Source organism: Cellvibrio sp. UBA7671 (assembly GCA_002483145.1).
In the GTDB taxonomy this organism is placed as follows: Bacteria; Pseudomonadota; Gammaproteobacteria; order Pseudomonadales; family Cellvibrionaceae; genus Cellvibrio; species Cellvibrio fibrivorans.
Genome location: DLHJ01000005.1, coordinates 264,745 through 290,311, shown reverse-complemented (window position 1 = coordinate 290,311; position 25,567 = coordinate 264,745). Strand labels below are relative to the sequence as shown.

Annotated in this window: 23 protein-coding genes and 4 tRNA genes; 18 read left to right on the top strand and 9 right to left on the bottom strand. The window is 47.2% G+C overall.

Features of this window, described 5'->3' with window-relative positions; translation table 11 throughout:
* The 3 genes from B4E62_RS07535 to B4E62_RS07525 all read left to right on the top strand — a co-directional run.
* On the top strand, window positions 1-560 hold a 560-nt coding region (locus tag B4E62_RS07535), incomplete at its 5' end, for a phage tail sheath family protein (protein WP_331351640.1).
* Between the two features lie 244 nt (window positions 561-804).
* Window positions 805-1,968, top strand: a complete 1,164-nt coding sequence (locus B4E62_RS07530; RefSeq protein WP_331351639.1) for a hypothetical protein — start codon at window positions 805-807, stop codon at window positions 1,966-1,968.
* A gap of 129 nt (window positions 1,969-2,097) precedes the next feature.
* Window positions 2,098-2,328 (top strand): hypothetical protein, encoded by a 231-nt coding sequence (locus B4E62_RS07525; RefSeq protein ID WP_331351638.1) that lies wholly within the window; start codon window positions 2,098-2,100, stop codon window positions 2,326-2,328.
* A gap of 38 nt (window positions 2,329-2,366) precedes the next feature.
* On the opposite strand, the gene B4E62_RS07520 is transcribed toward B4E62_RS07525, so the two are convergent.
* Entirely contained in the window at window positions 2,367-2,798 is a 432-nt protein-coding gene (locus B4E62_RS07520; protein ID WP_331351637.1) for a PRC-barrel domain-containing protein, read from the bottom strand.
* 582 nt (window positions 2,799-3,380) lie between these two features.
* Here B4E62_RS07520 and B4E62_RS07515 point away from each other — a divergent pair.
* The 3 genes from B4E62_RS07515 (at window position 3,381) to B4E62_RS07505 (ending at window position 6,133) form a co-directional block, all read left to right on the top strand.
* Window positions 3,381-3,623 carry a hypothetical protein gene (locus B4E62_RS07515; protein WP_331351636.1) on the top strand — a complete coding sequence of 81 codons (243 nt, stop codon included), beginning with the start codon at window positions 3,381-3,383 and terminating at the stop codon, window positions 3,621-3,623.
* A 286-nt stretch (window positions 3,624-3,909) separates the two neighbouring features.
* Window positions 3,910-4,935 (top strand): alpha/beta hydrolase, encoded by a 1,026-nt coding sequence (locus B4E62_RS07510; protein ID WP_331351635.1) that lies wholly within the window; start codon window positions 3,910-3,912, stop codon window positions 4,933-4,935.
* Window positions 4,936-5,176: 241 nt separating this feature from the next.
* The gene (locus B4E62_RS07505) at window positions 5,177-6,133 is read left to right on the top strand and encodes an NPP1 family protein (protein ID WP_310073584.1); all 957 of its coding nucleotides are present in this window, start codon (window positions 5,177-5,179) and stop codon (window positions 6,131-6,133) included.
* Between the two features lie 102 nt (window positions 6,134-6,235).
* On the opposite strand, the gene nhaD is transcribed toward B4E62_RS07505, so the two are convergent.
* Together nhaD and ettA are read right to left on the bottom strand one after the other, a co-directional pair.
* Entirely contained in the window at window positions 6,236-7,684 is a 1,449-nt protein-coding gene (gene nhaD, locus B4E62_RS07500; RefSeq protein ID WP_331351634.1) for a sodium:proton antiporter NhaD, read from the bottom strand.
* 123 nt (window positions 7,685-7,807) lie between these two features.
* Entirely contained in the window at window positions 7,808-9,472 is a 1,665-nt protein-coding gene (gene ettA / locus B4E62_RS07495) for an energy-dependent translational throttle protein EttA (protein WP_310073587.1), read from the bottom strand.
* Between the two features lie 242 nt (window positions 9,473-9,714).
* On the opposite strand from ettA, the gene B4E62_RS07490 reads away from it, so the two are divergent.
* The 5 genes from B4E62_RS07490 (at window position 9,715) to B4E62_RS07470 (ending at window position 16,953) form a co-directional block, all read left to right on the top strand.
* A complete protein-coding gene (locus tag B4E62_RS07490) occupies window positions 9,715-10,896 on the top strand; it encodes a TonB family protein (protein WP_331351633.1) in 1,182 nt (393 codons plus the stop codon).
* Between the two features lie 91 nt (window positions 10,897-10,987).
* A complete protein-coding gene (locus B4E62_RS07485) occupies window positions 10,988-12,193 on the top strand; it encodes a patatin-like phospholipase family protein (protein ID WP_310073590.1) in 1,206 nt (401 codons plus the stop codon).
* Window positions 12,194-12,360: 167 nt separating this feature from the next.
* A complete protein-coding gene (locus B4E62_RS07480) occupies window positions 12,361-14,646 on the top strand; it encodes a glycoside hydrolase family 16 protein (RefSeq protein ID WP_331351632.1) in 2,286 nt (761 codons plus the stop codon).
* A gap of 154 nt (window positions 14,647-14,800) precedes the next feature.
* Window positions 14,801-15,022, top strand: coding sequence for a hypothetical protein (locus tag B4E62_RS07475; RefSeq protein ID WP_310073593.1), 222 nt, complete (start codon window positions 14,801-14,803; stop codon window positions 15,020-15,022).
* A 197-nt stretch (window positions 15,023-15,219) separates the two neighbouring features.
* Window positions 15,220-16,953 carry a pentapeptide repeat-containing protein gene (locus B4E62_RS07470; protein ID WP_310073595.1) on the top strand — a complete coding sequence of 578 codons (1,734 nt, stop codon included), beginning with the start codon at window positions 15,220-15,222 and terminating at the stop codon, window positions 16,951-16,953.
* A gap of 50 nt (window positions 16,954-17,003) precedes the next feature.
* Here B4E62_RS07470 and corA read toward each other — a convergent pair whose 3' ends face one another.
* On the bottom strand, window positions 17,004-17,969 hold the full coding sequence (gene corA, locus B4E62_RS07465; protein ID WP_310073597.1) for a magnesium/cobalt transporter CorA: 966 nt from the start codon (window positions 17,967-17,969) through the stop codon (window positions 17,004-17,006).
* A 205-nt stretch (window positions 17,970-18,174) separates the two neighbouring features.
* On the opposite strand from corA, the gene B4E62_RS07460 reads away from it, so the two are divergent.
* The 3 genes from B4E62_RS07460 to B4E62_RS07450 all read left to right on the top strand — a co-directional run bounded on the left by B4E62_RS07460 (window position 18,175) and on the right by B4E62_RS07450 (window position 19,980).
* A complete protein-coding gene (locus B4E62_RS07460) occupies window positions 18,175-19,251 on the top strand; it encodes an alkene reductase (RefSeq protein WP_331351631.1) in 1,077 nt (358 codons plus the stop codon).
* An 81-nt stretch (window positions 19,252-19,332) separates the two neighbouring features.
* A complete protein-coding gene (locus B4E62_RS07455) occupies window positions 19,333-19,605 on the top strand; it encodes a helix-turn-helix domain-containing protein (protein WP_331351630.1) in 273 nt (90 codons plus the stop codon).
* Between the two features lie 36 nt (window positions 19,606-19,641).
* Window positions 19,642-19,980, top strand: a complete 339-nt coding sequence (locus B4E62_RS07450; RefSeq protein ID WP_310073603.1) for a YajD family HNH nuclease — start codon at window positions 19,642-19,644, stop codon at window positions 19,978-19,980.
* Window positions 19,981-20,024: 44 nt separating this feature from the next.
* Here the strand turns inward: B4E62_RS07450 and B4E62_RS07445 are convergent, their stop codons facing one another.
* From B4E62_RS07445 to B4E62_RS07430, 4 genes are all read right to left on the bottom strand, one after another.
* Window positions 20,025-21,023 (bottom strand): lysylphosphatidylglycerol synthase domain-containing protein, encoded by a 999-nt coding sequence (locus B4E62_RS07445; protein ID WP_331351629.1) that lies wholly within the window; start codon window positions 21,021-21,023, stop codon window positions 20,025-20,027.
* Window positions 21,020-22,381, bottom strand: a complete 1,362-nt coding sequence (clsB, locus tag B4E62_RS07440) for a cardiolipin synthase ClsB (RefSeq protein WP_331351628.1) — start codon at window positions 22,379-22,381, stop codon at window positions 21,020-21,022. Before clsB ends, B4E62_RS07445 begins: the two co-directional genes overlap by 4 nt.
* On the bottom strand, window positions 22,378-23,211 hold the full coding sequence (locus B4E62_RS07435) for an endonuclease/exonuclease/phosphatase family protein (RefSeq protein WP_349681248.1): 834 nt from the start codon (window positions 23,209-23,211) through the stop codon (window positions 22,378-22,380). The genes clsB and B4E62_RS07435 overlap by 4 nt, the downstream gene beginning before the upstream one ends.
* A 327-nt stretch (window positions 23,212-23,538) precedes the next feature.
* Complete coding sequence (locus tag B4E62_RS07430) at window positions 23,539-24,342, bottom strand: hypothetical protein (protein WP_331351627.1); 804 nt, start codon at window positions 24,340-24,342, stop codon at window positions 23,539-23,541.
* A 241-nt stretch (window positions 24,343-24,583) separates the two neighbouring features.
* On the opposite strand from B4E62_RS07430, the gene B4E62_RS07425 reads away from it, so the two are divergent.
* From B4E62_RS07425 to B4E62_RS07410, 4 genes are all read left to right on the top strand, one after another.
* A tRNA-Glu gene (locus B4E62_RS07425) sits at window positions 24,584-24,659 on the top strand.
* A 6-nt stretch (window positions 24,660-24,665) separates the two neighbouring features.
* Window positions 24,666-24,741, top strand: a tRNA-Gly gene (locus B4E62_RS07420).
* A 97-nt stretch (window positions 24,742-24,838) separates the two neighbouring features.
* Window positions 24,839-24,914, top strand: a tRNA-Glu gene (locus tag B4E62_RS07415).
* Window positions 24,915-24,920: 6 nt separating this feature from the next.
* A tRNA-Gly gene (locus B4E62_RS07410) sits at window positions 24,921-24,996 on the top strand.
* 101 nt (window positions 24,997-25,097) lie between these two features.
* Here B4E62_RS07410 and B4E62_RS07405 read toward each other — a convergent pair.
* On the bottom strand, window positions 25,098-25,559 hold the full coding sequence (locus tag B4E62_RS07405; protein WP_331351626.1) for a PA2817 family protein: 462 nt from the start codon (window positions 25,557-25,559) through the stop codon (window positions 25,098-25,100).
* Window positions 25,560-25,567 lie beyond the last annotated feature (8 nt).

Sequence of the window (25,567 nt, the reverse complement as noted above, 5' to 3'; positions counted from 1 at the left end):
TCGAGTTTTTCTACAATTTCAACGACAATATGAGTGGGGTATGGAATGCACCGGCTAACACGAGCATTGTGGGCGCGGCAGCATTGCCGATTCGTTTATCGGATTCACAGCAAGAAAATTTGAATGTTGATGCTGTTTCGGGCAAATCAATAAATGCGATTCGTTTTTTTAATGGCCAGGGAATTTTAGTTTGGGGGGCAAGAACACTCGATGGAAATAGTCAGGATTGGCGTTATATTTCCGTGCGCAGAACTATGACGTTTATTGAGCAATCGGTAAAGTTGGCCGCGCGCGCTTATGTGTTTGAACCCAATGATGCTAATACCTGGAGCGCAGTGAAAAGCATGATTAGCAGCTTTTTGACTGGCGTGTGGAAAGAAGGTGGCTTACAAGGTGCCTCTGCGGCTGATGCGTTTCAAGTTGATGTTGGTTTGGGTTCAACCATGACTGCAGATGATCTGTTAAATGGTTTTATGCGTGTGTCGATCATGGTAGCGGTCGTTCATCCTGCAGAATTTATAGTGATCACCTTTGAACAACAACAAGCTCAATCGGGTTAGAAAATATGTCTTGTAAAAAAGTTTTTACAAGACATATTGCTGTTGAATAGTAACAATTGGGGTCAGAGCAAAATTAAACGTCCGCTATTGGCGTGCGCCGTGATAAGGCGGTGTAACCCCCCCCCATTGTTAGTGGCAGTCAAACTTAGATGGCTCCGGCGATTGATGTTTGGCCAAGTACCGTGAAAAGCAAAATTGCTCAGGTAAATAGAGATTCTTTTATTTGGCGAGGTGAAGTATCGCGATGCAAACCCACGTGCCACCCCAACACTCAAACCAACAAGCAGATCCGGCGCAACTTCGGCATGACGCAACCAAGTTCCTCTTTGAAGATAATAGGCCAGTTACCCATTCACAGGTGCGCTTGCAATCTATAGCTAGAGATGGACAGCCTACGGGCCAGCTTAAATCCATGCAGGCCATGATGGCAGCGCATACGAATTCTCGCTTGCAAGCTTCAAAAGAATTGGCTGGTGCAACCACCGCGCCAACGCAAGCGGATATCGTCGTGCAAAAAAAACTGGTGCCACGGACCTGGCAGTTGTCGAAACCTATGGTTCAGCGTAAAGATACTATCCAGCTTAAATTGGAGGATGCACTGACGTATTACAACAAAATAACAGGCGAAAACGCAAAGCTGAAAAAAGATGTCGACCTTGCAAAACTCAGCATAGGGCAACGGCGTTACTTTACCAGACTGGAGAATCAGGTCGGTTTGAAGAGCCGTAAAATAGGATCGAGCACAGGCAAGACCTACAGGCTGAATAAACCCCGCCAAATCCGCGTGAGATATGGCAGTACAAAAGCGCGATTTGTGCGCAGCGAGCGCCAGGAGAGGCATGAGAAAGGCAAATACAGCGGATACAATTACGCAACAGCCAAAGTCACACTGACCCATAAAGTTAACGGCAAGATAATGACCGTTTACATCACGCGCGGCAGCCAGGATGGAACGACACATTCCGAGGGTGCGATAAAAGATGTTATTAAATTGCTGCAGGCGCAGCATGTAATCTCCGTGGATTGGGTATACACCGAAAGGGAAGCTTGCGGGCCTGACAACCAGAATTGTCGTGGTGCCAATAAATTGAGTGACACGAGTATATTTGGTCAGGATGTACCCATCTATTACAGCGTGGATTGGCCGGATACAGCGGAAAAGGGCGCGGCGGCAAAGGATCATCGAAAAAAAGGTACTAATTTGTTGAAACGGATTGATACCCAGGTTGGCAAATCAAAAAGTATTCACAATTATCAAGAAAAGACAGACCCAGCGGTTCATGCATCCGAACCTTTCCAGCAAGAGGATGATGGCGTTGTTACCAGTGATGACGAAAGCAGCGATGAAAGCAATATTTTGCAAGGTGGTTACGAGGGGGCAAGAAAAGACTACATGGAGCTTTCATAGGTCAACCAACTGGTTGGTTGGATTTGGCTTATGAGCCCCGCGCTTGTGAGCCTTGCTCTGTCATTCAAAATTATCCTTGCCTTAAAAAAATTGGGGTTAGAGCAAAATTAAACGTTTTTGGCGTGCTCCTTGAAGAGTCGGCGCTTTCCCGTTGAAGCAGATGATTGTTTTGATGAAATTTATAAAATGGACTCCGATGAACTGGATGATATCTATTTAGACATCGCGCAGAAATTAGGGATCAGTACTGAAAATCCGGAAGCGAATCCCTATTGGAATAAAGTGACCACCGTAAAAAATTTAGTGTTGTTTTTGCATAATCAGCCAAAAGTAAAAGGCAGTCAGGTTGTGAAGGCTTAGGTGTGATTTGACCTGCTATAAACATTTATCCTAATGCATTAATTCTTGATTGTTCGATCCTGATATTGGCTACCATAATAATTATGGATGCCTTTTGCCCAAGTCTCATCGGCCATGTCCGGCCAATCGTCCTTGTCGAAACCGGGTGCACTTTCCAGCCGCTTTTTATCGATATCCAGAATGAAGCGTTTATTCACGGTATCCAAAGTTAACGCGCTCCAGGGTACAGCAAATAACTTTTCTCCCATCCCCAAAAAAGATCCGAATGACAAAACCGCGTAGCTGATTTTGCCACTAGCCATATCCAGCATAATTTCTTTGATATCGCCGAGATCCTCGTCAGCGCGATTATAAACGTCATTTCCAATTAACGTGTCTGCACCCATCAAGCGGGGGCCCGGCCCCGTGCTGTTGTCACGTGTGGGGTTGGATTTATAAATTCCATAAGTGTCTCGCAGTTCATAGTTCATAAATACCTCGTCATCGATAAGTTAAACCACTAAGCCACAATGGCTAAATTGACAATAATTTCGATAGGTCTGGTTTTCTGTTCGCAATCTCACACAAGCGCAGTAAAAAGTTAGCTGATTTAAAATTGATTTTATTGGTGCGGAAGCGAACGGAATAAACGTTAAAACGTCAGGATTATTTATAGGGCAACCGCATTGGCTGAAATTCTATGTGGCACTGAAAGTAGAGTTGCCTGAATGATTTCGTTGTTTACACTGAGGGGGATTCTATGTCTTTTAACCATTTAACTTCAGATTGCATTGAACATTGTTTGGCTTGCAGCCAAATTTGTTACTCCACAGCTGTAAATCATTGTTTGGAAGCGGGTGGTAGGCATGTTGCACCGGGGCATTTTACATTGATGCTTAACTGCGCAAAGGTCTGTGAAACCTGTGCAACGTTGCAGATGAGCAATTCATCGTTCAGCTTTCATATGTGTTCGCTATGCGCAGAAATTTGCGAAGCCTGTGCAGAAGATTGTGCAAATATTGGCGATATGGCCGATTGTGTAACGGCCTGTACGAAATGTGCAGAGAGCTGCCGTGAAATGGCGTCTTGAATTATCGGTAATGAAGAAAATATTGGGGGGGAGAAAAACCATGGTTTTCTTTCAGGAAAATATGTGGTGGATAGGCGGATTTCTATTTGTAACCGTTTGTTGCATTGCAGCTATGTTATGGAGAAATCACGCAGCTAAAAGCGACTCTGTGCTGCGCAAGGAAAATGACACTTTTACCAGTAGCGTATCGTTCAAGCCGAAACGGAATACCCAAAAGCTGGATTGATATGCAGCCAGAAAATAGCTTCCCACCGGCAAAGCGGCTGACGCTTGGATATTTTTATTCGGATTAATGCTGCGCGATTGAAAAAAACCATCTGAAGCCGATTCGATAGTTGTTACCGCACCATTTTTTCCAATCTTTACCCAATTCCCCAATTGTTTGGCTATGGTTTACCAATTATCTTATAGTATTATTGACAAAAAGTCGCGCGGTCATTGGCTGCAGACTGAAAACATCTGGTATCCATCAGAAAAAATAACATCGGCACTAATAACTCTGGGAAAAAATAATGATGCGTCGCTTTAGTCTCTATTCGATCTTTACGCTATTTTTTATGTCACTGTGCGCCCCGGCTTTTGCTGCGCATGAAATAAAGCATTTTCGCGATATCACTTGGGCGAGTCCCAAGGGGTTTGATTTGACACTTGACATCACCGTGCCTGAAACCAAAACAAAAGCGAAACTGGTGCTGGTGATTATTCATGGAGGAGGTTGGTTGCTGGGTAGTAAATCCGGCATGGTGGATTTGGCGGATAGTATTGCCAGCCGCACCGACATTATTACCGTCAATATAAATTACCGTTTGCTCGCCGATGTTAATAACACCACTACGACCAATGAACTTATTGAAGATGCAATGGGCGCAGTACTTTGGGTGAAGGACAACATCAAAAATTACGGCGGTGACCCGGACAAAGTCGCGGTAACGGGTGATAGCGCAGGTGGGCATTTAGCCGTGATGGTGACAGTTGCCAGGCGCAATTTGGATAGCGATGGGTTTGATAAAAAGCCACTGGGTTTTAAACCGACTTATTTACCTAAAGGCGTAACCGCTGAACAAGTTGCCGCTAAAGATAGTTTGAAAATTCAGGCTGCCATATTGAGCTATGCCGCCTTTGATATGGTGGCGGTTGCGAAAAGTGGTTTTGAAGCTGAGGGAAATCAATTCTGGAAATGGGCAAATGCAAAGCCGCGTGGTCTGTTTGGCGATAAAATAAATGTGAATGATAATCCCGAATATTACGAGGCAGTATCCCCACAACAATATTTGGTGAGCGCTAAAGAATTGGCTTTGCCCAAACAATTTGTCCATGTGGGAGCTTTGGATGGCCTTACTACTCCTACAGTTGCAAAAGCCTATGTGGATAATTTGAAAAAATTGGGGCAACCAGTGAGCTTTAAAATATATGAAGGCAAAAACCACGGCTTTTTGGATTCAGGTTGCAATGATTACAACAACGGCTGCTACAAAGATCTTTCCGAACCTGCGGTGACGGATATGATTGCCTTTTTGAATAAAGTATTTAAATTGTAATCCATTTGTAAAAACTTTACTTTTCCTCCCAAAGCCCTCGCCAGCGAGGGCTTTTTTATTTCATCTACCCTAACTGCAGCACAAACTCCGCGCCGGTTTTTCCCTTTGTGACAATCCCATTAAATTTTTGTGATCACCTCATCCTGTCATTTATCGGACCTTAGACTCCTGCTTCTGATTTCGCTCTCCATGATGAGTGAGGTCGGTTTAAAACAATCACCATCAATTGGAGGTCCGACTCGTGTTAAACAGAATAAGCATAACCAGTGCGAAGATTTTAAAAAGTTTTTTTGTTTTGTTAACGCTGCTCAATGTCAGTATTGCAAGTGCTGATGAATTTCCTACATGGGATGCAGGGATTACCGCATATAACGAAGGACTTGTTAGGAAATTTCACCCACTGTTTGATTTTGATTCCGATGGTTGCTATCCAGGAACACCTTTTCATCGCAATGAAAATCTGCGGCAGAATCCGGGTTTGGGTGCAACCTCTAGCTACTACGGCGGTTGCCGCGATGCGGGTTGGGCGAATATCTCCAACACCATTCACAGACAATTATGCAAAGCGGGCACAGATGGTTTGGAACGCTGCGCACATTTTTATGAGTTGTATTTTGAAAAAGATCAGGCCGTCAATCTGACCTTTTTAGGTGGTCATCGCCATGACGTAGAGACCGTTATTGTGTGGACTCTGAAGGGGAATGGACAAGAACTTATCAGCCATGTCTCCACCAGTGCTCATGGTAATTTTGATACTCGCGCAATGAGTGGTTTGCAACAACACAACGGCCATCCGCTGGTGGTGTACCACAAAGACGGTATAAGAACGCACGCGTTTCGTTTTGCCAGCGCAACTGATAAAGCCAAGGTGGAATTTCAGGGTAACTGGGGTGAATTTTTTGCACCGAATATTATTAGCCACTATCGCGCATTAGCGAACTGGGATTCCAATGAGCGCACCCGCCATGAACGCAATACCCAATATCGCATGGTGCTGGAGCAATCGAATTTTGGTTCTGCCAGTTTTAAAACCCGCAATGATAGTTTGATCATGGATCAGGCCAACGCCAACGTACCTCGCACTGATTCGCGCTGGGCTAATACCTCATTTACCTGGGATGATATCGCCGCTACCAAAGCGAAAGAATTGCAGGCTAACTATCCTGGTATTTATCAGGATATTAAAAATAATTACTAGTGTTGATGCGGTAAAAATTACTGTGTTGATATTGCGGCAATGGGTTAATAAAAAAAGCGCAGATGTTGTTTGGCAATCTGCGCTTTTTTATTGAGTAAATTTTTACATCATCGCCGCATTCAACCACAAGTGAGCATACACACTCGCGAAATATCCCAACGCAACTACTGGCGTCCATTTTAAATGGCCGAGGAAACTGTAATAGCCACGCGCTTGCCCCATCAGAGCAACACCTGCTGCTGAACCAATCGATAACATACTGCCGCCCACACCCGTTGTTAAGGTAATCAGCAGCCATTGGCCTTGTGAGAAATCCGGAGCCATGGTGAGCACGGCATACATCACGGGAATATTATCGATCACTGCGGAAATTAATCCCAAGCTGATATTCGAAATAGTCGCGCTAAAATTACCGTAGAGCGATTCTGATAGCAGCGTGAGATAACCCATAAAACCTAGCCCGCCTACACACATAATTACACCGTAGAAAAATAACAACGTATCCCACTCCAAGCGCGCAAGTGGTTGGAAAACATCAAAGGGCAGGGGAACTTTGGTGATGGGGTTTTCGTCTTTTTTGGGGATAAAATCGGACGTGGTTTGCGTTGCGTGTTTTAAATCCACAATACCTTTTTTGCGTAAGTAAAAGCCGTACAGATGCAAATAGGCAAGGCCTAACATCATGCCCAATACTGGTGGCATATGGATGAGTACGTGGCCGAGAACGGCGCTGGCGATAGTGGCGAGGAACAAAAACAGGATGGGGAAGGCGCCTTCTTTGTAGGTGAGTGTTTCAAGGAATAAATCTTCGGCGTCTTTGTGCGAGGGGCGATTTTTTATAAAGAAACTCATAATCGCTGCAGGCACCAAAAAGTTTACTAGTGAAGGAATAAATAAATGGAAGAAGGTGAAAAAATCGACCTTGCCTGCTTGCCATACCATCAGCGTCGTAATATCTCCGAACGGGCTAAATGCACCGCCCGCGTTGGCCGCAACGATAATGTTGACGCAACACATATTGATAAAGGCTTTCTCACCTTCAGCAATTTTTAATACAACGGCACACATCAATAATGCGGTAGTGAGGTTGTCGGCGATGGGTGAAATAAAAAATGCCATCAAACCGGTTATCCAAAATAATTGGCGGTAGCTAAAGCCTTTTTTGATTAACCACCCGCGCAGTGCGTTAAATAATCCGCGTTCATCCATCGCATTAATGTAGGTCATGGCGACCAGCAAAAATAACATCAGCTCAGCGAATTCAAGCAGTGTATGGCGAAACGCTTGTTCCGCTAGCGCCGATTGTTCGTGCTGCGTGTAAATCCAACCAATGATGACCCAGATAATTCCCGCTGCTGCGAGCACCGGTTTGGATTTGCGCAGATGCAGTTTTTCTTCAAGCATCACAAAGGCATAGGCGATAACAAATAGGCCTACGCAAAACCAACCGGCAGCGGTGTTGGTGAGATCGAGTCCGTCTGCAGCAAAGGTGTTATTGCTGAAGCACAGACCCAGAAGCGGCAAGATCAATCTCAGGAATTTTTGTGGCATGGTGTCTCCTTGTGACTTGGTTGAGTTTTTGTTTTTTATAGAGTGGTTTGAACATTGTGGGCCGCATAAACAAAAAAGGCAGCTCGTGGGAGCTGCCTTTTCAGTTTCATTACATTTCTTATCTTAAGCCTTCAGCGGTTTGTACTTCATGCGCTTCGGTTGAGAATCTTGCCCCTTACGTTTGACGAAATCCTCGTGATATTCCGTGTAGTTGCCTTCAAAGAAAACAATATCGGAGTCGCCTTCATACGCGAGTATGTGGGTTGCGATACGGTCGAGGAACCAGCGGTCATGCGAGATCACCAATACACAGCCGGGGAAGGCGAGGATTGCATCTTCCAATGCGCGCAGGGTTTCAATGTCCAAATCGTTTGACGGTTCGTCGAGTAAGAGTACGTTGGCGCCTTGCTTCAAGGTGTTGGCCAAATGTAAGCGGCCGCGCTCACCACCAGAGAGTTCGCCCACACGTTTTTGCTGATCACCGCCTTTGAAGTTAAAGCGACCCAGGTAAGAGCGCGAGCTAACTTCGTAGTTGCCGATTTTCAAAATATCCAAACCGTCGGATACTGCTTCCCACACGGATTTCTTATCGTCCAGATTTTCGCGGCTCTGTTCAACGTAGGCGACTTTTACGGTATCGCCCAAAGTAACAGTACCGCTATCGGGTTTCTCAGTGCCGGAGATCATGCGGAACAGAGTCGATTTACCCGCGCCGTTACCGCCGACAATACCCACCACTGCACCTTTAGGAATGCTCAGTGACAAATTGTCGATCAACAGGCGATCGCCATAACCCTTATTGACGTTTTCCAACACGATGACTTTATCGCCCAAGCGCTCGCCCGGCGGAATGTAGATCTCGTTGGTCTCGTTGCGCGCCTGGAATTCTTGCGATTGCAATTCATCAAAGCGGGCGAGACGCGCCTTGCTCTTGGCTTGGCGGCCTTTAGGGTTTTGGCGAACCCATTCCAATTCGGTTTTCAGTGCTTTCTGGTGTGCTGCTTCAGTGCGTTGTTCTTGCTCCAAACGCGCGTCTTTTTGTTCCAACCAACTGGTGTAGTTACCTTCGTACGGAATGCCGTGGCCACGGTCGAGTTCCAGGATCCAGCCTGCGGCGTTATCGAGGAAGTAGCGATCATGGGTAATCGCCACTACGGTGCCGGTGAAGTTGTGGAGGAATTGTTCCAGCCAATATACGGACTCAGCATCCAAGTGGTTGGTCGGTTCGTCGAGCAATAGCATATCGGGGCGTGACAACAGCAAGCGGCACAGCGCCACACGGCGGCGTTCACCACCAGACAGCACGGTTACGTCTGCATCCCACGGCGGCAGGCGCAAGGCATCGGCGGCAACTTCCAAGGTATGTTGCAGGTTGTGCGCATCCCAAGCCTGGATGATGTCTTCACATTTGGCTTGTTTTTTTGCCAGCTCGTCAAAGTCGGCGTCGGGTTCGGCGTAGGCGGCGTAGATTTGGTCCAGCTCCGCCAGCGCATCAACCGCTTCACGCACTCCGTCTTGCACGTTGCCCAGCACATCTTTGGCGGGATCGAGTTGCGGTTCCTGTGGCAGATAGCCGATTTTCAGGTTCGGCATGGGGCGGGCTTCGCCGTTAAAATCCTGATCCACGCCAGCCATGATGCGCAGGAGGGTGGATTTACCCGAGCCGTTCAAACCGAGTACACCGATCTTGGCGCCGGGGAAGAAGGAGAGGGAGATATCTTTCAGGATTTCACGCTTGGGCGGCACAATCTTGCCGAGCCTATGCATGCTAAATACGTATTGAGCCATGGGGCTTAACCTCGTGGTGCAGGCGGTGGGGAAGGGATCAACCTACCGCCAATGACAGGGAATTTTTTCAGCGGGCGTACTATAAAGAATGCCTTCAGGAAGGGAAAGCAGCATTCATTGCCCATTGCCGATCCCGTCGGCGCAAGTATCTGTTTCCTTGGTGCAGAATTTGAGCCCTTGTCGTATATCTGACTTATTTTCCCGTTAGGCTGCGCTCCAACAAATGCTATGGGAGCGACAAAGTGCTAGTGAAGTCTTGGGTGTTTTGTGCGGCTTTATTGCTGTTAGTGAGCAATAGCCTGCGGGCGGAAGCAGATTTAAACGGTGTAGCGGCCTACTCCGAGTTGGGTAACGAGTTATTTATGGCGGCGCTCTTCGCTGGCCAAACAGGCACCAATGCGCAGGAGTTGATCAACGGCAGTTATCCCAAACGGATGGAGCTAAAAATCCTCGCCAAGCAGGGTATTACCCAGCGGCAGTTCAGCCGGATATGGCGCGAGTCAGTGGCGATCAATAACACCCGCGATGCGCTTATCGCCCAAGCGGAGAACATGGTCTATTTTGAGGAGCTGGTGCGCGATCGGCTGGAATCTAATGATCATTTGGTGATTGCCTATGCGCCTATGACGGGCGTGGATGTAAGCCTCAATTCAGTCGTGCTCGGTCACGTCGGGGACGATGCTTTTTTCACCTTATTGCTGCGCTCATGGATTGGCTCTGTTCCATCTTCAACCGCTTTTCGTGACGATTTATTAAAAGCCAACACAGCGGATACTGCTCTCGTTAACCGCTTTAATGCGATGTATCCGCGCAACGCCAGGATTGAGGTGGCCAAGAGTTGGCTGCCAGTGGTTGCGCCTCCGCAGAAAGAGCTTGATGAACCCGAATCGCCTGTCGCCCTTGCAACACCCGCCGCAGCGCCAGTCGCGACGGCGGTAACTGAACCCAAAATCCTGACGGCAGAGAAACCCGCCGTTGCCAAACCTGAGGTTTCCCCACCGGTTCCTGTAGCGCTCAAAACCGCTTCACCCATTCCCGAATCAACTCCCACAGTATCTGCTGCTGAACAAAATCCAGTGCTAGCCACTGCGAATCCGGAGCCGGGGTTGAGCAAGGCACAAGCGCTTTTGGCAAAACAGTTTTATATGGCCGATGTATTTAAAAAAATAAACACCCACGTCGATTACCCGCGGCGCGCACAGCAGTTGCGTCAAATAGGGACCGTGAGGCTCTCTGTGGTGATAGATGCGGCGGGCCAGCTCAAAACTGTTGCGCCGATTGAAGAGCTGGAATTTGTGATGCTTAACAAAGCTGCGTTAGCGGCAGTGCGCAGTGCCGCCCCCTTTGCGCCTTTACCTGCCGGGCTGGAGGTGGCGGAACTGGAGCTGTCGGTGCCCATTACTTTTGCTATGGGTGAGTTATAGCGGTTGGAAGCTAAATAATTTGCTGCAAGTGTGGCAGCCTCTTGCTATAACTTCCGGGCGCCAACTCCGGGAAGAAGAGGAATTATTCGCCGTGACCCCAGTACCTTTTACTCAATATCTTGGGCAGATAGTCTTGCTCCTAGTTGTATTTTCCCTGTCGGCTTGCGGTTATGTGTCGCGCGTGCCCACCTATTTTTCGCCCACGCTTAAACCATCGGCGACTTTTTCCCCGTTTGATCGTTTTCGGTTTGTAGCGACTGATCCGCAAGGTGTGCTTTCGTTTATGCAGAATCTGGATCAGGACCGCTACTTTAATCGCACCGGTGGAATGCGTGCGCTGGCGATTTCTGGCGGTGGAGCCAACGGCGCATTTGGTGCGGGAATGCTGGTGGGGTGGAGCCAGGATAAGGATCGCCCGGTGTTTGATATGGTGACCGGAATTAGTACGGGTTCGTTAATTGCCCCCTTTGCGTTTGCAGGTCCAAGTTGGGATGAAACCCTAACTGCGGCTTATCACGATCCGCAGGCAGCAAAACTGACGCGCTGGGGCGGCGGCTTTTTTTATCGCCCGTCACTTTACAGTGGCAAACCATTGGCCGCGTTGGTTGCGCGTTACATCAACGCCGATTTGCTTAAAGCGATTGCCAGTGGCCATCGCGCCGGGCGCCGGTTATTGGTCGTCACTACCGATTTGGACACCCAGGAAACCATGGTATGGGATATGGGCAGCATCGCCATTTCCGCAGAACATCCGGACGATAACGGCAATGCGCTCGCGCTATTTCGCGCGGTGTTAACCGCATCCGCCAGTGTGCCGGGCATATTCCCTCCGGTGGTGATTACCGATGGTAAAAATACTGAGGTGCATGCCGACGGCGGTATCAATGCGCCATTTTTATTGTTGCCCGAATCACTTGCGGCGGCGCAGATCAGCAGCCCGCGCCTTAAACCTGAACAGTTGTATGTGATTATCAACGGCCAAACCGATATCACTGCCGCCCCTTTGATCGGTGGCACTATGGCGATAGTCGGACGTTCGTTTGATTCCATGAGCCGTGCGAATTTACGCGCGCACCTGATTATCTCGACCGCTTTTGCGCAGCGCCATGGTGCGACTTTTGGATATGCGGTAATTCCGGCGAAAGTGAATGCCGATCCATTGAACTTTGATCCCGCCCACATGGAAGCATTATTTCAGTTGGGATTAAAAACCCGCGTTAAAACCCGTTATCTGGATAATTTTATAGCGCCCTGCGATTGTGGTGCGGCCGCTTTTATGGAAAGCGCCAAGAAGTGAGTCCCATTTTGCGTAGCGCAAGCTGAAACAAACCACCTTGCATCAATCCTCAACCTGGGACGAAAAGTCTGGCGCATCACTGTACATTCAGCGCGCGTCTCAATGATCGGCAATGCGTTCTGCATCACCTGCGAATCAATAAAAATAATCATCCAAAAGGTTACAAAATGAATATCAATAATAATGTCGGCCTCAAAGCCAAATTAACCGCAGCAATGGGAACGCTATTGTTCGCTACTGCGCCGGTCATGGCTGATGTGTTAAATCCGACCATCGGAAGTCTGTTGTACGAAGAAAACTTCAATACCCTCGACTCGTCTGTATGGAACTCCATCGAAGGCGATGGCTGCGCAATCGGTCTGTGCGGGTGGGGCAACCAGGAGTTGCAATACTATCGCGCGAACAACCTAGCGATCGAAAACGTTCCTTTTGAACCTGCGACCAAAGCCTTGGCGATTCAAGCCAAACGTGAAGCTTTTGGTGGCAGTAGTTTTACCTCTGGCAAAATCACCACCGAAAACAAACTGCAAATTAAATACGGCATGATCGAAATTCGTATGAGCACACCGCAAGTGGGTGTGGGTTTGTGGCCAGCCGCCTGGATGCTCGGTACCAGTCTCGCGACCTGGCCAGCGAAAGGTGAAATCGACATTATGGAAATGGGCCACCGCGCGCAGGCAATGGCCGATGCAGGTTTCCTTGGTGCTGATATCAATAGCTATGTCGGCTCCAATGCTATCTTCTACGCAAGTGCTGCCTGTGTTCCTGCAAACCCGACTTGTGCTGCATCCACTGCGTGGCAAACCGACAATGCTTATGTCGCAAACACTCCGCTTACTAACCGTTTTGTAAAATACCGCTTGTATTGGACGGATAGCCAAATTCGTTTCACCGTAATCGATAACGGTGTTGAAACGGATCTGTACCAAAATCCTATTCCGGTAAATGAAGAGTCTTCAGAATTCCAGGCTCCCTTTTACCTGCTCTTTAATTTGGCTGTAGGTGGCAACTTTACCGATGCTGCCAATGCAGGTCAGGTGACTGCGCCATTGCCGGGCAAAATGTACGTTGACTATGTGCGCGTCTATCAATTGGATGGCAAAGGCGAAGTGAAACTGGGCAACCAGGTTAAACCTGAAACCGGCACCTTCGGCGTATTCACTGACAATACTGCAACTACTAACAAGCAAGTTGCGGGTGCGAGTTCGGATATCTGGATCTGGAATACCGCATCGACTACAGCTGGTACTACAGCAGCTTATGAAGGCACTAATGTAATTGCTTGGAAATACACTGCACCGCAATGGTTTGGTGGTGGCATTGCATCGCGTCAAGCGCGTGACATGAGCAAGTTTGTGAACGGCAATATGAAAGTCCGTATCAAAATCCCCGCGAATGTTGCGTTCAAAATTGGTGTGCAAGATACCTACACTAATCAAAATTGGTTGACCTTCCCAGCCAACACCACGACCTATGGTTTGGTTCGCAACGGTGATTGGGCGCAGGCAACAGTTCCCGTTTCTGCACTGCGCGGCAGTTTGGTTGCACTGCAATCCATGTCAACCTTGTTTAGCATCGCCAGTGTTGATGGCGCTCTGCCAACCAGCAATTTTGAAATGGCGATTGATGATGTTATTTGGGAGTGTGGTGCCAGCGCGGATTGCCAGGCAGCAGTATCGTCTTCATCGGTGCCATCCAGTGTTGCGCCTTCAAGCCGTTCAAGCACGCCGTCAAGTGTTGCACCGTCCAGTCGTTCAAGCACACCCAGCAGCGTTGCGCCTTCAAGCCGTTCAAGTTCTTCACTAGCGCCGAGTAGCTCATCGGTTGCCGCTAGCACGAATGGTCACACTGTGTTGTCCAGCACCAGCTTAAAGTTTTTTGTTAACAATGCCGCTTGGGCAGATATTCACTACACCATCAATAATGGCCCGCAACAAAATATTCGTCTGACGCACAATGCCGATAATTCCAATACATTAACCGTTACGGGAATTCCTGCTGGTGCGCTGGTGAAATACAGTTACACCATTGGCCAGGCAGTAGGTGCGATAGATACGGCATGGGCACAATTTAATTTGCCAATGGTTAGCAGCTCTGCAAGTTCAGTGAAAAGTTCGGTAGCGAGCTCAGTTAAAAGTTCAGTGGCCAGTTCTGTTAAAAGCTCAGTTGCAAGCTCGGTAAGAAGTTCTGTGGCAAGTTCTGTCGCTACTTACGGCTATACCAAACTGAGCGCAACCAGCGTGAGATTTTATGCAAACAATTCACCCTGGACGGACATTCATTACACCGTTAATGGTGGTGCGCAACAGAATATCCGCATGACGCACAATGCGGACAACACCAACGTGTATACCTTGAGCGGCGTTCCTGCCGGTGCAGTCATTCGTTACTTCTACACCATCGGTCAAGCTGTTGGTGCAGTCGATACCGCCTGGGTTCAGTTCAATATGTAATTTTTCAACAAAAGCGGCTAATGATTAGCAAGGAAATGGTGTAAGTTCTTGAGCCCCTTTTTAGGGGCTTTTTTTTGCCTATTTTTTTAGGTTTATGAATCGCCAGTTACAGGCTATATACTTTGCGCAAACCACCAAAAGGCAGTAAATAGTTATGCATCCTTTTCCGCAGGGTTATCGCAAAGTTGACGATGGCGACGTGATTCGGGCTGGGGATTTAGCCTTGGGCAAAGTAACATCCGCCTGCGGCCAGGGCAGCTATGGCTGGAAAAATGTTGCCCCGCATTTGATTGGGCAGGAGTTTTTTGAGGGGGCCATTGAGTTGGGGCATCCGCTATTGTTGATTCGAAAAATCGATAGCAACTCGATTGCCTAATTGTGAAGAATTGTAATTGCAGGCGAAAACCCCAGGTGCTCACCGCTAAATAGAAGCCCGTCCTCTCGAATCTCCCTCTGAGTGATAGTAATATTACTTATCTTAAAAAAACAAAAAATACTGCCGGCGGGCTACAAAGATAATTTTCTTGTAAGTAAGCGTTATAAGTAGGTATTAACTGAGAGAGCACTACCAAAATGGACAAAGAACGGATACTTCAGGAACTTAAAAAGGGCGCTGCGTCCTGGAATAATTGGCGCAAGCGCCATGCAATAGGGGAGATTAATCTCGATGGCATAGCGCTGGACGGTGTCAATTTTGATGAATACGATTTATCAAAAGTCTCACTGCGCAACGCGCGCGTTACCCGCTGCAGTTTTAAATATGCCGATCTGATTTTGGCAAACCTGCAATATTCCGAATTGCAAAACAATGATTTTTCCCATGCAAAATTGATCGCCGCCAATCTCGGCAATTGTGACCTCAGCGGCTCAGTGTTGTTTCTCGCCAATATGCTCACCGCCAATACGCGCAATGCACGGCTCGAAAATATTGATTTCCGCGGGCACGATATCAGCGGTTTGATGCTGCGCGATGTATCGCTAGCGGGCAGTAATCTTGAAGGGCAGCAACTCTCTCGCGTTGATCTCAGCAATTCCAATCTTTCCGGCGTGAATTTGCAAGGCGCAGATTTAGCCAACACTTTATTTACCGGCGCCAACCTCACCAATGCCGATTTGCGCGGCGCCACTTTATCAGGCGCTATTTTTAAATCGGCTAATTTAAGCGGTGTCGATTTAAATGGAATGGATTTACACAAAGCGGATTTTACCGCAGCCAATTTAAGCCATTGCGATTTGCGCAACGCTAATCTCACTAAAACAAAATTAGCCGGTGCCAATATTACCGGTGCGAAGTTATGGAAAATCACCACTGCCGGTTGGGCTATTGCCAATATCGAATGTACTTATGCGTACTGGGATAAATCCGGCAAAGAAAAAACTATCTATCGCAACCACGAATTCGAGCGGATTTTTGCCGAGGCCATCACTATCGAATTGCGGTATCCCTATCGCTTGGCTGACCATGAATTAGCAACACTGCCGATTTTTATCGAGCATTTGGCGGCAGTGCATTGGGGCACTATTTTACGGTTGAAGTCCATCAGCGATGTCGCTGGGGGTGCGCTGGTCAAATTTGTGGTGGAAGAGGTGGGCAGCCACAACCCCACTGAATTAAAAAACCAGTTACAAGCTGAGGCTGAACGCATCCAGCTGGCGCAATTAATGTTGCGCACCAATACCCAGTTGCATTTGCAATTGAAAGAAAAGGTGGGTGCTATCCGCGAAGAATTTTGGCCGCGTTTATTGGAGTTGGCTGCCGACCATGAAAAAGATCAGGTGCGCAACCTCACCATTTTATTTATGGATTTAAAAGGGTTTTCCAAATGGCGCGATGACGAACTGTCGGAAAAACTATCGCTGTTTCGCGGCTTGGTAAAACCCATCCTCAAAAAATGGGCAGCGGGTCACCCCAATATGGAAGGTGATTCCCTGCGCGTAACCTTTACCAATGCGACTGCGGGTTTGTCTTGCGCCTGTATGATGCGCAATGTTTTAAGGGCAGCAGGTTTTGAATTGCGTATCGGCGTCGAGCTGGGTGAAGTGGCGGTTATCCACAATGAGGTAACTGATATTGCCGACTTGGAAGGTGTGGCCGTTAGCATGGCAGCGCGTATGGAAGCGGCGGCTGAGCCCGGCGAAGTACTGGTTAGTCACAAGGTACGACACTATGCAGAGCGTAGTGACTTATTTAAATTTACTCCGCGCCGTGTACCGCTCAAAAAATCTATCGGTGTAATAGAGCAGGGTGAACACATTGAATGTTTTGCAGTGGAGGCAACAAAAAATTTGCAGGATGCGCTTGTATAAAATCCCATCTTAACTGTTGAAAAATCACCGCTATGAGCGGTGATTTTTTATTAAAGCCAACCCGATTTTTTAAAACGATAATATAGATAAACACAAATAACCGAGACAATGCCCAAGGATACCGGATAACCGTATTTCCATTTTAATTCCGGCATATGTTCAAAGTTCATCCCCCAAATACCGACAAAGGCCGTGGCGACAGCAAAGATTGCAGCCCAAGCCGCGAGCCGTTTATTCACTTCACTTTCATCGATACTTACCATCGATAGATTCACTTGAATTGCTGTGCCTATGGTGTCGCGAATGGAATCGATAGAGGTGTTGATGCGATAGAGATGGTCGTGTACATCGCGGAAATAATCTTTGGTGTCGGCAACAATCGGTGGCACACGCCCACCATCCAATTTTCCGACTGCTTCCAGCAAGGGCGCAACGGCGTGTTTGAGTAATGTCACTTTGCGTTTTAATTCATAGAGCCGCTCAATGTTTGCACGCTGCGAACCTTTGGTAAATATTTGGTCTTCGATGGTTTCCAATTCCGTTTCAAAGGCGACTACGACGGGAAAGTAACGATCTACAACGGCATCCATCAATGCATAAAATACAAAAGCAGAACCCTGCATTAAATGATGCGGCTCGCGCTCGCAGCGTGCGCGCACGCCGAGAAAACCTTGCTGGGTGCGGTTGCGCGTAGAGAGCACATAATTTTCTCCCACAAATACATCTACTTCGCCGATATTTAATTCACCATCCACAAACTCAACCGTGTGCATCACCGCAAACAAGGAATCGCCATACTCTTCAATTTTGGGGCGCTGGTGGCCGACGTGCGCATCCTCCACTGCTAATTCATGTAGGCAAAACTCGTGTTGCATTTGTGCCAGTTCGGTAGGTTCTGCATCCTTTAATGCAACCCATACAAAACAGTCTGGTTTTTTCACATAGTCACTTATTTCTTCGACTGGAATACTGCAGAGTTTTTTCCCCTCCTGATAAGCGACACAGTTGATCAGCATAGGCAAAGCTCCGTAAAAAAATGCGTGAAGTGAGGATTGGGTGTTAAGGTGATGCTAATGTATTGTCAGTGTTATCCGTGCTGCCTGAATCATAAAACAATTAAATGATAAAAACCGTGAATAAACGTGGATTGATCGTTTCCAGTGGCCTAAGCGTAGCAAATTGCCCGTAACTTATTTAGCAGTATCGCGAACCGGAGTTTATATGAGCACAACAGAAATCCTTTTTCGTCCCTTAAAGATCGGCAACCTCGACGTACCTAACCGTATCTGGATGGCTCCACTTACCCGTTGCCGTGCAGGGCTTGAACATCTACCCAATGCACTTATGGCTGAATATTACGCCCAGCGCGCCAGCGCCGGTTTAATCATAGCCGAAGCGACTATGGCGATGGAGGGAAACTCGGCATTTTGGAAAGAGCCGGGAATTCACTCGCAGGCGCAAGTCGATGGCTGGCGCAAAGTGACAGATGCCGTCCATGCAAAGGGCGGCAGAATTTTCTTGCAAATATGGCACGGCGGCCGCGCTTGCCATCCCGCATTAAATGCGGGCAAACAACCGGTTGCGCCTAGTGCCATCGCGATTATCGATGAGGTGCATACACCGGAAGGCAAACTACCCTATACCGAACCGCGTGCATTAAATGATGACGAGTTGCCAGGTATAGTCGCCGGTTTTAAACAAGCTGCTATTAACGCGAAAGCAGCTGGTTTTGACGGTGTAGAGGTTCACGGCGCGAATGGCTACTTATTGGACCAATTTCTGCGCGATGGCTCTAATAAACGCAGCGGCGCTTATGGTGGTCCGATTGAAAATCGTGCGCGCTTGATGCTGGAGGTAATCGCGGCTGTGTGCGAAGTATGGGACAGCAAGCAGGTTGGTTTGCGGTTATCGCCCCTCAACAGCTACAACAGTATGATCGATAGCGACCCCATCGCGCTTATCACCTGGGTGGCAAAACGCTTGAATGATTTTGATCTCGCTTATTTGCACTTAATGCGCAGCGATTTTTTTCAGGTGCAGCAAGGCGATATGATGACGCCAGCGCGCGAACATTACAAAGGAGTGTTGGTTGGCAACATGGGTTATTCAGCGGATGAAGCAGCAGAAGCTATAGCTGCTGGAAAATTGGATGCGGTAGCATTCGGTGTCCCCTTCCTCGCGAATCCGGATTTACCTGCACGTTTTAAACTGGGTGCGTCATTAAATGCGGCTGACTCATCCACATTTTATACGGCGGATTCTGTAGGTTATACTGATTATCCTGCGATGGCTGATTAATCTAACCTTGGATAAATCAAAAGGGTTCGCCCATTCTGACTCTTTTGATTTTATTCATGGTTTTTAGTATTGGTTGATAGAATGAGCGAACACAGCAAAACCAAAACCAGTTTTTATCGCCGGCTATATGTTGCCTGGTTGATTGAGCAAGGTAGTAACACGGTGCCAAAAATTATTGAAGCAACCGGTATGCCGCGTCGCACGGCGCAAGATACGCTTGCAGCGATCCATGAATTGGATATCGAAATGGAAAATACCAATGGTACTTATCGTATTGTGAGCTGGGGAGTGGTCAATCGCCATTGGCTTGCCGACAATATCGAGCAAATTAAAACTGTGTTGGCCTACCCATAATAATTCTTAATTTCTGACTGTCTGGAACTTTTTTTTATGACTTCCGATAATCTTGGTCGCACCAGTAGCTATCTCCAAAAGGAGCAGGGCTACCGCGAAAAAGCGCTAAAAATGTATCCCTGGATTTGTGGGCGTTGTGCGCGTGAGTTCAACTCCAAGAATATTCGCGAACTCACGGTTCATCACCGCGATCATAATCACGATAACAATCCTGCTGACGGCAGTAACTGGGAATTGCTTTGCCTGTATTGCCACGATCATGAACATACAAAATTCCATGAGCATGTTTTGTATGGCTCAACGACGGAGAAGAAAATTGCTCCTGCAACGCACAATCCCTTTGCGGATTTGAAAAACTTGCTAGATAAAAAATAGTTGTAATTTTTAGACGGTATTGCGGATGTGCTGCAATACTCTAGTTATTCACTTTGATTTTTCTGCGACATTCTTTTCGCGCGTGATTCTATGACAAGGTAGACAATACACGCGATGGCCAGTGGCAGTAGAAAGTAGACAACTCTGTAACCAATCAATGCCGCCAGGATACTTCCTTTAGACAATTGATGGTGAAGCATTGCAATAAAAATGGTTTCCAGTACACCAAGCCCCGCAGGAATATGCGCGACCACACCGGCGATGCTGCTGATTAACAAAATTCCCAGCACTGTTTGATAAGTGACCTTATCCGGCATAAAGGTATAAATGATCAAACCCATCAGCAACCAGTTAGTCATTGCCAGCCCAGCTTGTATCAGGGCAAGTTGTAGTTTTGGCAGGGTAAATTTATGGCCACGAAAATGGAAGGATCGGCGCTTGGAGAAGCGGCATGCCCAAAAATAGATAGCCGCTATCGCGAGTAAAATAAACCCAACCAGCTGTAGTGCAGTGCCACCTATTTTCGCTTTATCCGGTAAATCTACCCAACGGAAAGAAAATAAGATACCTGCCAGAATGATATAGCCGAGCCAATTGGTGATAAGGCTCATGCTGAGTATTTTAGTAATTGTTCCTGGATCAAGCCCAAGGCGTGAATATAAACGGAAGCGCAACGCAATGCCGCCAACCCAGGCAGTTAAATTCAACGTAAACGCATAGCATACAAATGCCAGAGGTAATACCTGTCGTGCGGGCAAAGAATGCCCTGTATATTTTCTTCCCACCAAATCGTAGCTTGCGAAAACCAGATAGCTGAAAAGTGCAATGCTGGTACCGATTAATAAGGTATTGGCGCTGTAACTTCGTAACGCTTGTTCTACTTCTTCCCATTCGATATTTTTAATTAACATCAATAGCAGTACGGGAACCAGAATAAAAAAGGCGATGGTGAGTATCCTCTTGGCCCATTGCCACTTTTTATTGGGTGCGCGCATCTTTGCTGGAGAATCTACCGCAGCGCTCGATGAGCCTGAATGGCTCATGATATAGATTCCTTGGATAAGCTTTTTTTCTTGTAACTTTCGTCCAAGGATTTATTTTTAGCGAAGTTATATTTTTCGTAACCTTGCTTATTTTTGAATATAGCATTGGTTACCTTATTATATTCTCCTGCTTTTTGCGTTATGTGATTTTTTTCGCTATCGGTAAAGTCTTTCGAAGGTGTCACCAATTTTAGTTCGTGTGTATGCGCTGGTAGCCACCCCATAATAGTGGGAAATTTTCGTAAAAAATGGAAGCTCAAAAATATTATGGGCGCACGCCACCATAGACCGCGTAGCGCGGTTTTAATGTTTAATTTTTTGCAGTGATTATTTACAAGCTGATTAAAATGCTCATAAAGTTGCTGATTGAATGCTTCATTATCGATAAAAACATTCGCCTCCAAGTTTAATGACAAGCTTAGCGGGTCCAAATTGCTCGATCCTACCGTAGCCCATTTATCGTCCATGAGCGCGACTTTCCCATGTAAGGGGCGCTGGCAATACTCATAAATTTTTACGCCCGAGCGCAATAAATAATTGTAAAGTAAACGCGATAAGGCGGTGACCCACGCCATGTCGGGCTGACCTTGCAGAATTAATATCACTTCCACATTACGCTGTGCTGCGCGACGTAATTCGCGCAGCAGACGATATCCGGGAAAAAAATATGCATTGGCAATAATTAGACGTTGTTGGGCTAGCCGGGCGGCCAGGAGGTATTGTCGTTCTATGTCCCGGGAGTGCGCGCCGTTGTCTCTTTCAACCATCAATGCTCGCACCTCACCTGCAACAGGTGGTTCCGCTGCTCTCGCGGTCTGAATATACTTGCTCCGCTCCTTACGGCTGGATGCTCGCAACAATAAGAGCATACAGGTTTGGTGGATATCCGCTACCACTGGGCCCCGCACTTTTACGGCATAATCTTGCTTGGCTTTTTCGCCCGAGCTAATCAGATGGTCGGCGGAAAAATTAATCCCACCTACGAAAGCGATATGCCGATCAATAACAGCAAGTTTACGATGCAAGCGGCGAAATATATTCAGGCGCACGCCCCAAAGTTTGGGCTGCGGGTCAAAAATATGCAGGCGCACTCCTGCCGCGGTGAGGGCATCGGTAAACTCCTGGCTCAAATCCCATGTGCCGTAATCATCAACAGTGATATCAATGCTGACACCACGTTGCGCCGCGGCAATTAACTCTTGTTGAAGTTGATTGCCTATTTCATCTTCGTAGACGATAAATGTCTCCAGTAGGATTTCTTCTTTTGCATTGCGAATGCATTCGAATACGCTAGGAAAAAACTCTTCACCGTTAATAAGAAGCTTTACTTCATTACCATCTCGCCAGTTGTCCTTCATATAAAAATCTCCACGGCTAAGGGTGCATGATCTGAAAGATGGGACCAAGGGCGTTGCAATAACACTTGGGGGTTTTGCGTAGACGCGTTACGCACATAGACTCTGTCGAGAGAAAGTATCGGCCAGCGTGCCGGAAAACTTTTTGCCGGTTTGCCATATTCATTTACAAAAGCTTCCCGCATATTGCAGGTTGCAAGGATGGTGTCTGCACGTTTTCGCCAATCGTTAAAGTCACCGGCAATGATAACTGGGGCTGATAATGGAAGGCTTTCAACCAAATCGCGTAATAAAAAAAGCTGTCGTTTGCGATGACTTTCGCGGAGACCTAAATGCACGCAGATTGCGTGAACTTCCTTATACCCTGGAACTTTCACTACGCTGTGTAAAAGCCCGCGTTGTTCGATTCGCCCAATAGAGATATCCAGGTTTTGAAAACGAATAATAGGATATTTGGACAGTATGGCATTACCGTGATCCCCCTCGGGATACACTGCATTTCGTCCGTAGGAAAATTCTGGCCACATGGTGTCGGCTAAAAATTCGTATTGGGATGTGGTTGGCCAATTGCTGTGGCGCTTTGCATGTTGTTTATGGCTTCCGTGCACTTCTTGTAGAAATACCAGTTCGGTTGAGAGGGATCGTACGGCTTCGCGCAATTCAGGTAGAACAAATTGACGGTTAAACACAGTGAAACCTTTGTGCATGTTCAAAGTGAGTATGCGCAATTTATGTGTTGCGGGATGGGATTGTGTTAACTCAATAGCGTTGAGTTTCTCTTCTGAAAAAGATGGGGCAGTCGTGGTTTTTGTAGGGCTAGGATCATCATTCATAGAATGACCATTTTGGGGTAGAAGAGATGCCAAATTTTAATCACGACTATCAATGTTTTTCTGTATGTTGCCCCACATAGGCTTTCGGTAGAGGTTCGATGGGGGGCAGTTGGGGATAAGTAACGAGGATGTAAATACTTGATAGATCAGGGTTGATAAATATTTGCATTTGTAATATTTATCGCTACTGCAAACCCTGTAGATAGTGTATAGCGGTTGCCCCATTGCTAAAAAAGCTGGTTTGGAAGGCTGTCCTTATTAATGCGTATGACTTGCCGATAGCCACGTTTGGTGCGTACCTACCTACAATATTTTTTGCTTCGCACATCAATCATAAATTTGCTTTTTCTTCCATTTTGCATTTTCTTCATCGAAATTTTTCCATTCTTTGCTTGATGATCCATCAGTCGTTGCAGCGGGTTTTGTGTTGGATGTTGCTGCTGGTTGCTCTGCACCTTCTGGTGTTGCCTCTGCTTTTTCTTGCAGTTTTGTAATCATCGCATCCAGTTGCGCGATTTGTTTGTCGAAACCATGGCTTGCATTTTCAGCTGCCAATGCTTTGCGGGCCAAGGTGTAATAGTGAACGGCCAGGCGCACCTTGCCTACTTGTTGGGACTGACGTGCATTGAATACGTGTCCATCAACCGACATTTGCAATACCAAGCGATTAATTTGATCGATATAGGCCTCGGTTTGTACTTGGTTTATCAGGTGTAGGGCCGATTGCTGCATGACAAATCGATGGAGCTCTTGTAATAAGCTGTGCGCCTCTTTAATTTGCTGTGGGTTCTCCAGGCGCACCCGCGTTTGTTGGTTGTTGTCTTTTTGGGTGGCGAGCAGGTTTGTGTAGAGGTTGAATTGCTCGGCATGAGTCGGATCTTTGGGTTCAAGGCGCGATAACTGATCGCAACAATCGACCAGTGCGCGGTAGAGCAGGGCAGTTAGGTCGTTGGATAAAAAGCCTGTGGGGAAGCCGGTGGCGAGATCGCGAAAGGAATTGCGTCTTGCGCGCAGGGCAGTAATTAAGCGTTGACGTTGTACTCGCCGTTTTTCAATGGAGTGCGATAAAAATAAATATCCTGCCAGCAGAATTAATAGGAGAAATATTGTGGCAATAACATAGGCAGACATGATGGTTTTAGAACCTTATCGGTTAAATGCTGGGCAGCATTGATGCTTCAAGTATAGCACCGAAAAAAATGGCGCCAGAATTTGTATTTTGACTGGTGTATAAAATCGCTAAGTGCTTGTTTCCACTCCGATAAAAAAAGAATTAAAAGTGTTGACACAGGCGGCACCTGTCCCTAGAATGCGCCCCACTTCTGACGCAGACATCGGCTTGAAAGAGCAGATTAAACGTAAGATGGTCCGGGTCCCCTTCGTCTAGTGGCCTAGGACACCGCCCTTTCACGGCGGTAACAGGGGTTCGAGTCCCCTAGGGGACGCCACATTTAGCGGGAATAGCTCAGTTGGTAGAGCATAACCTTGCCAAGGTTAGGGTCGCGAGTTCGAGTCTCGTTTCCCGCTCCAACTTCTCTTACCAAGGGAAGTTAATGCAGTAAAGATTGATGTTTTGATCTGTTAGTGAAGTACGTTTTATCGTTGTCACCTAGGCAACTTTCAAAATGTCCCCTTCGTCTAGTGGCCTAGGACACCGCCCTTTCACGGCGGTAACAGGGGTTCGAGTCCCCTAGGGGACGCCACATTTAGCGGGAATAGCTCAGTTGGTAGAGCATAACCTTGCCAAGGTTAGGGTCGCGAGTTCGAGTCTCGTTTCCCGCTCCAGTTTTACGTAGTCCACTCCCTAGTGTTTATTTCTTGATTAGCTTCCTGATACAGTTTCCGCCCTCTTGGGCATAACGCATTCCTTTGCGGTTATATTGTTGTTAATGCATCCCCATCGATTTTGCGCGGGCTTCCTTATAGCTGAAAGGCGCCTGTTGCTGTTTTGCTTCCTCACGCTTTTCATCCAAATGCTGGAAAACGGCGATCTCATCATCCGGCATGTAATGCAGGCAGTCACCACCAAAAAACCACAGCAGGTCGCGATAAAGCAGTGGCATCAAGTGTGGATAAGTGCCGACAATACGACACATCAATATCTGCCCTTGTTCCAGGAAGCTGACGCCTTGTGGTTGTTGCTGCAATTGTGCAAGCGCGACGAGAAATTCCTGGTCTTCCTCGTTTGGGAATTCAGCGTTAAATGGTGGTAATTGCTGGATCTGCGCGCTAAAGGCGGCGAGTAACTCCAGGTGATATGTGTAATACTCTTGATCGTAAATAGATGGTTCCGAACTTGAAATCGACATGCTGCGCCCTGATCTGGTGGTAGATTTTCTGACTTTCATTCATTTCT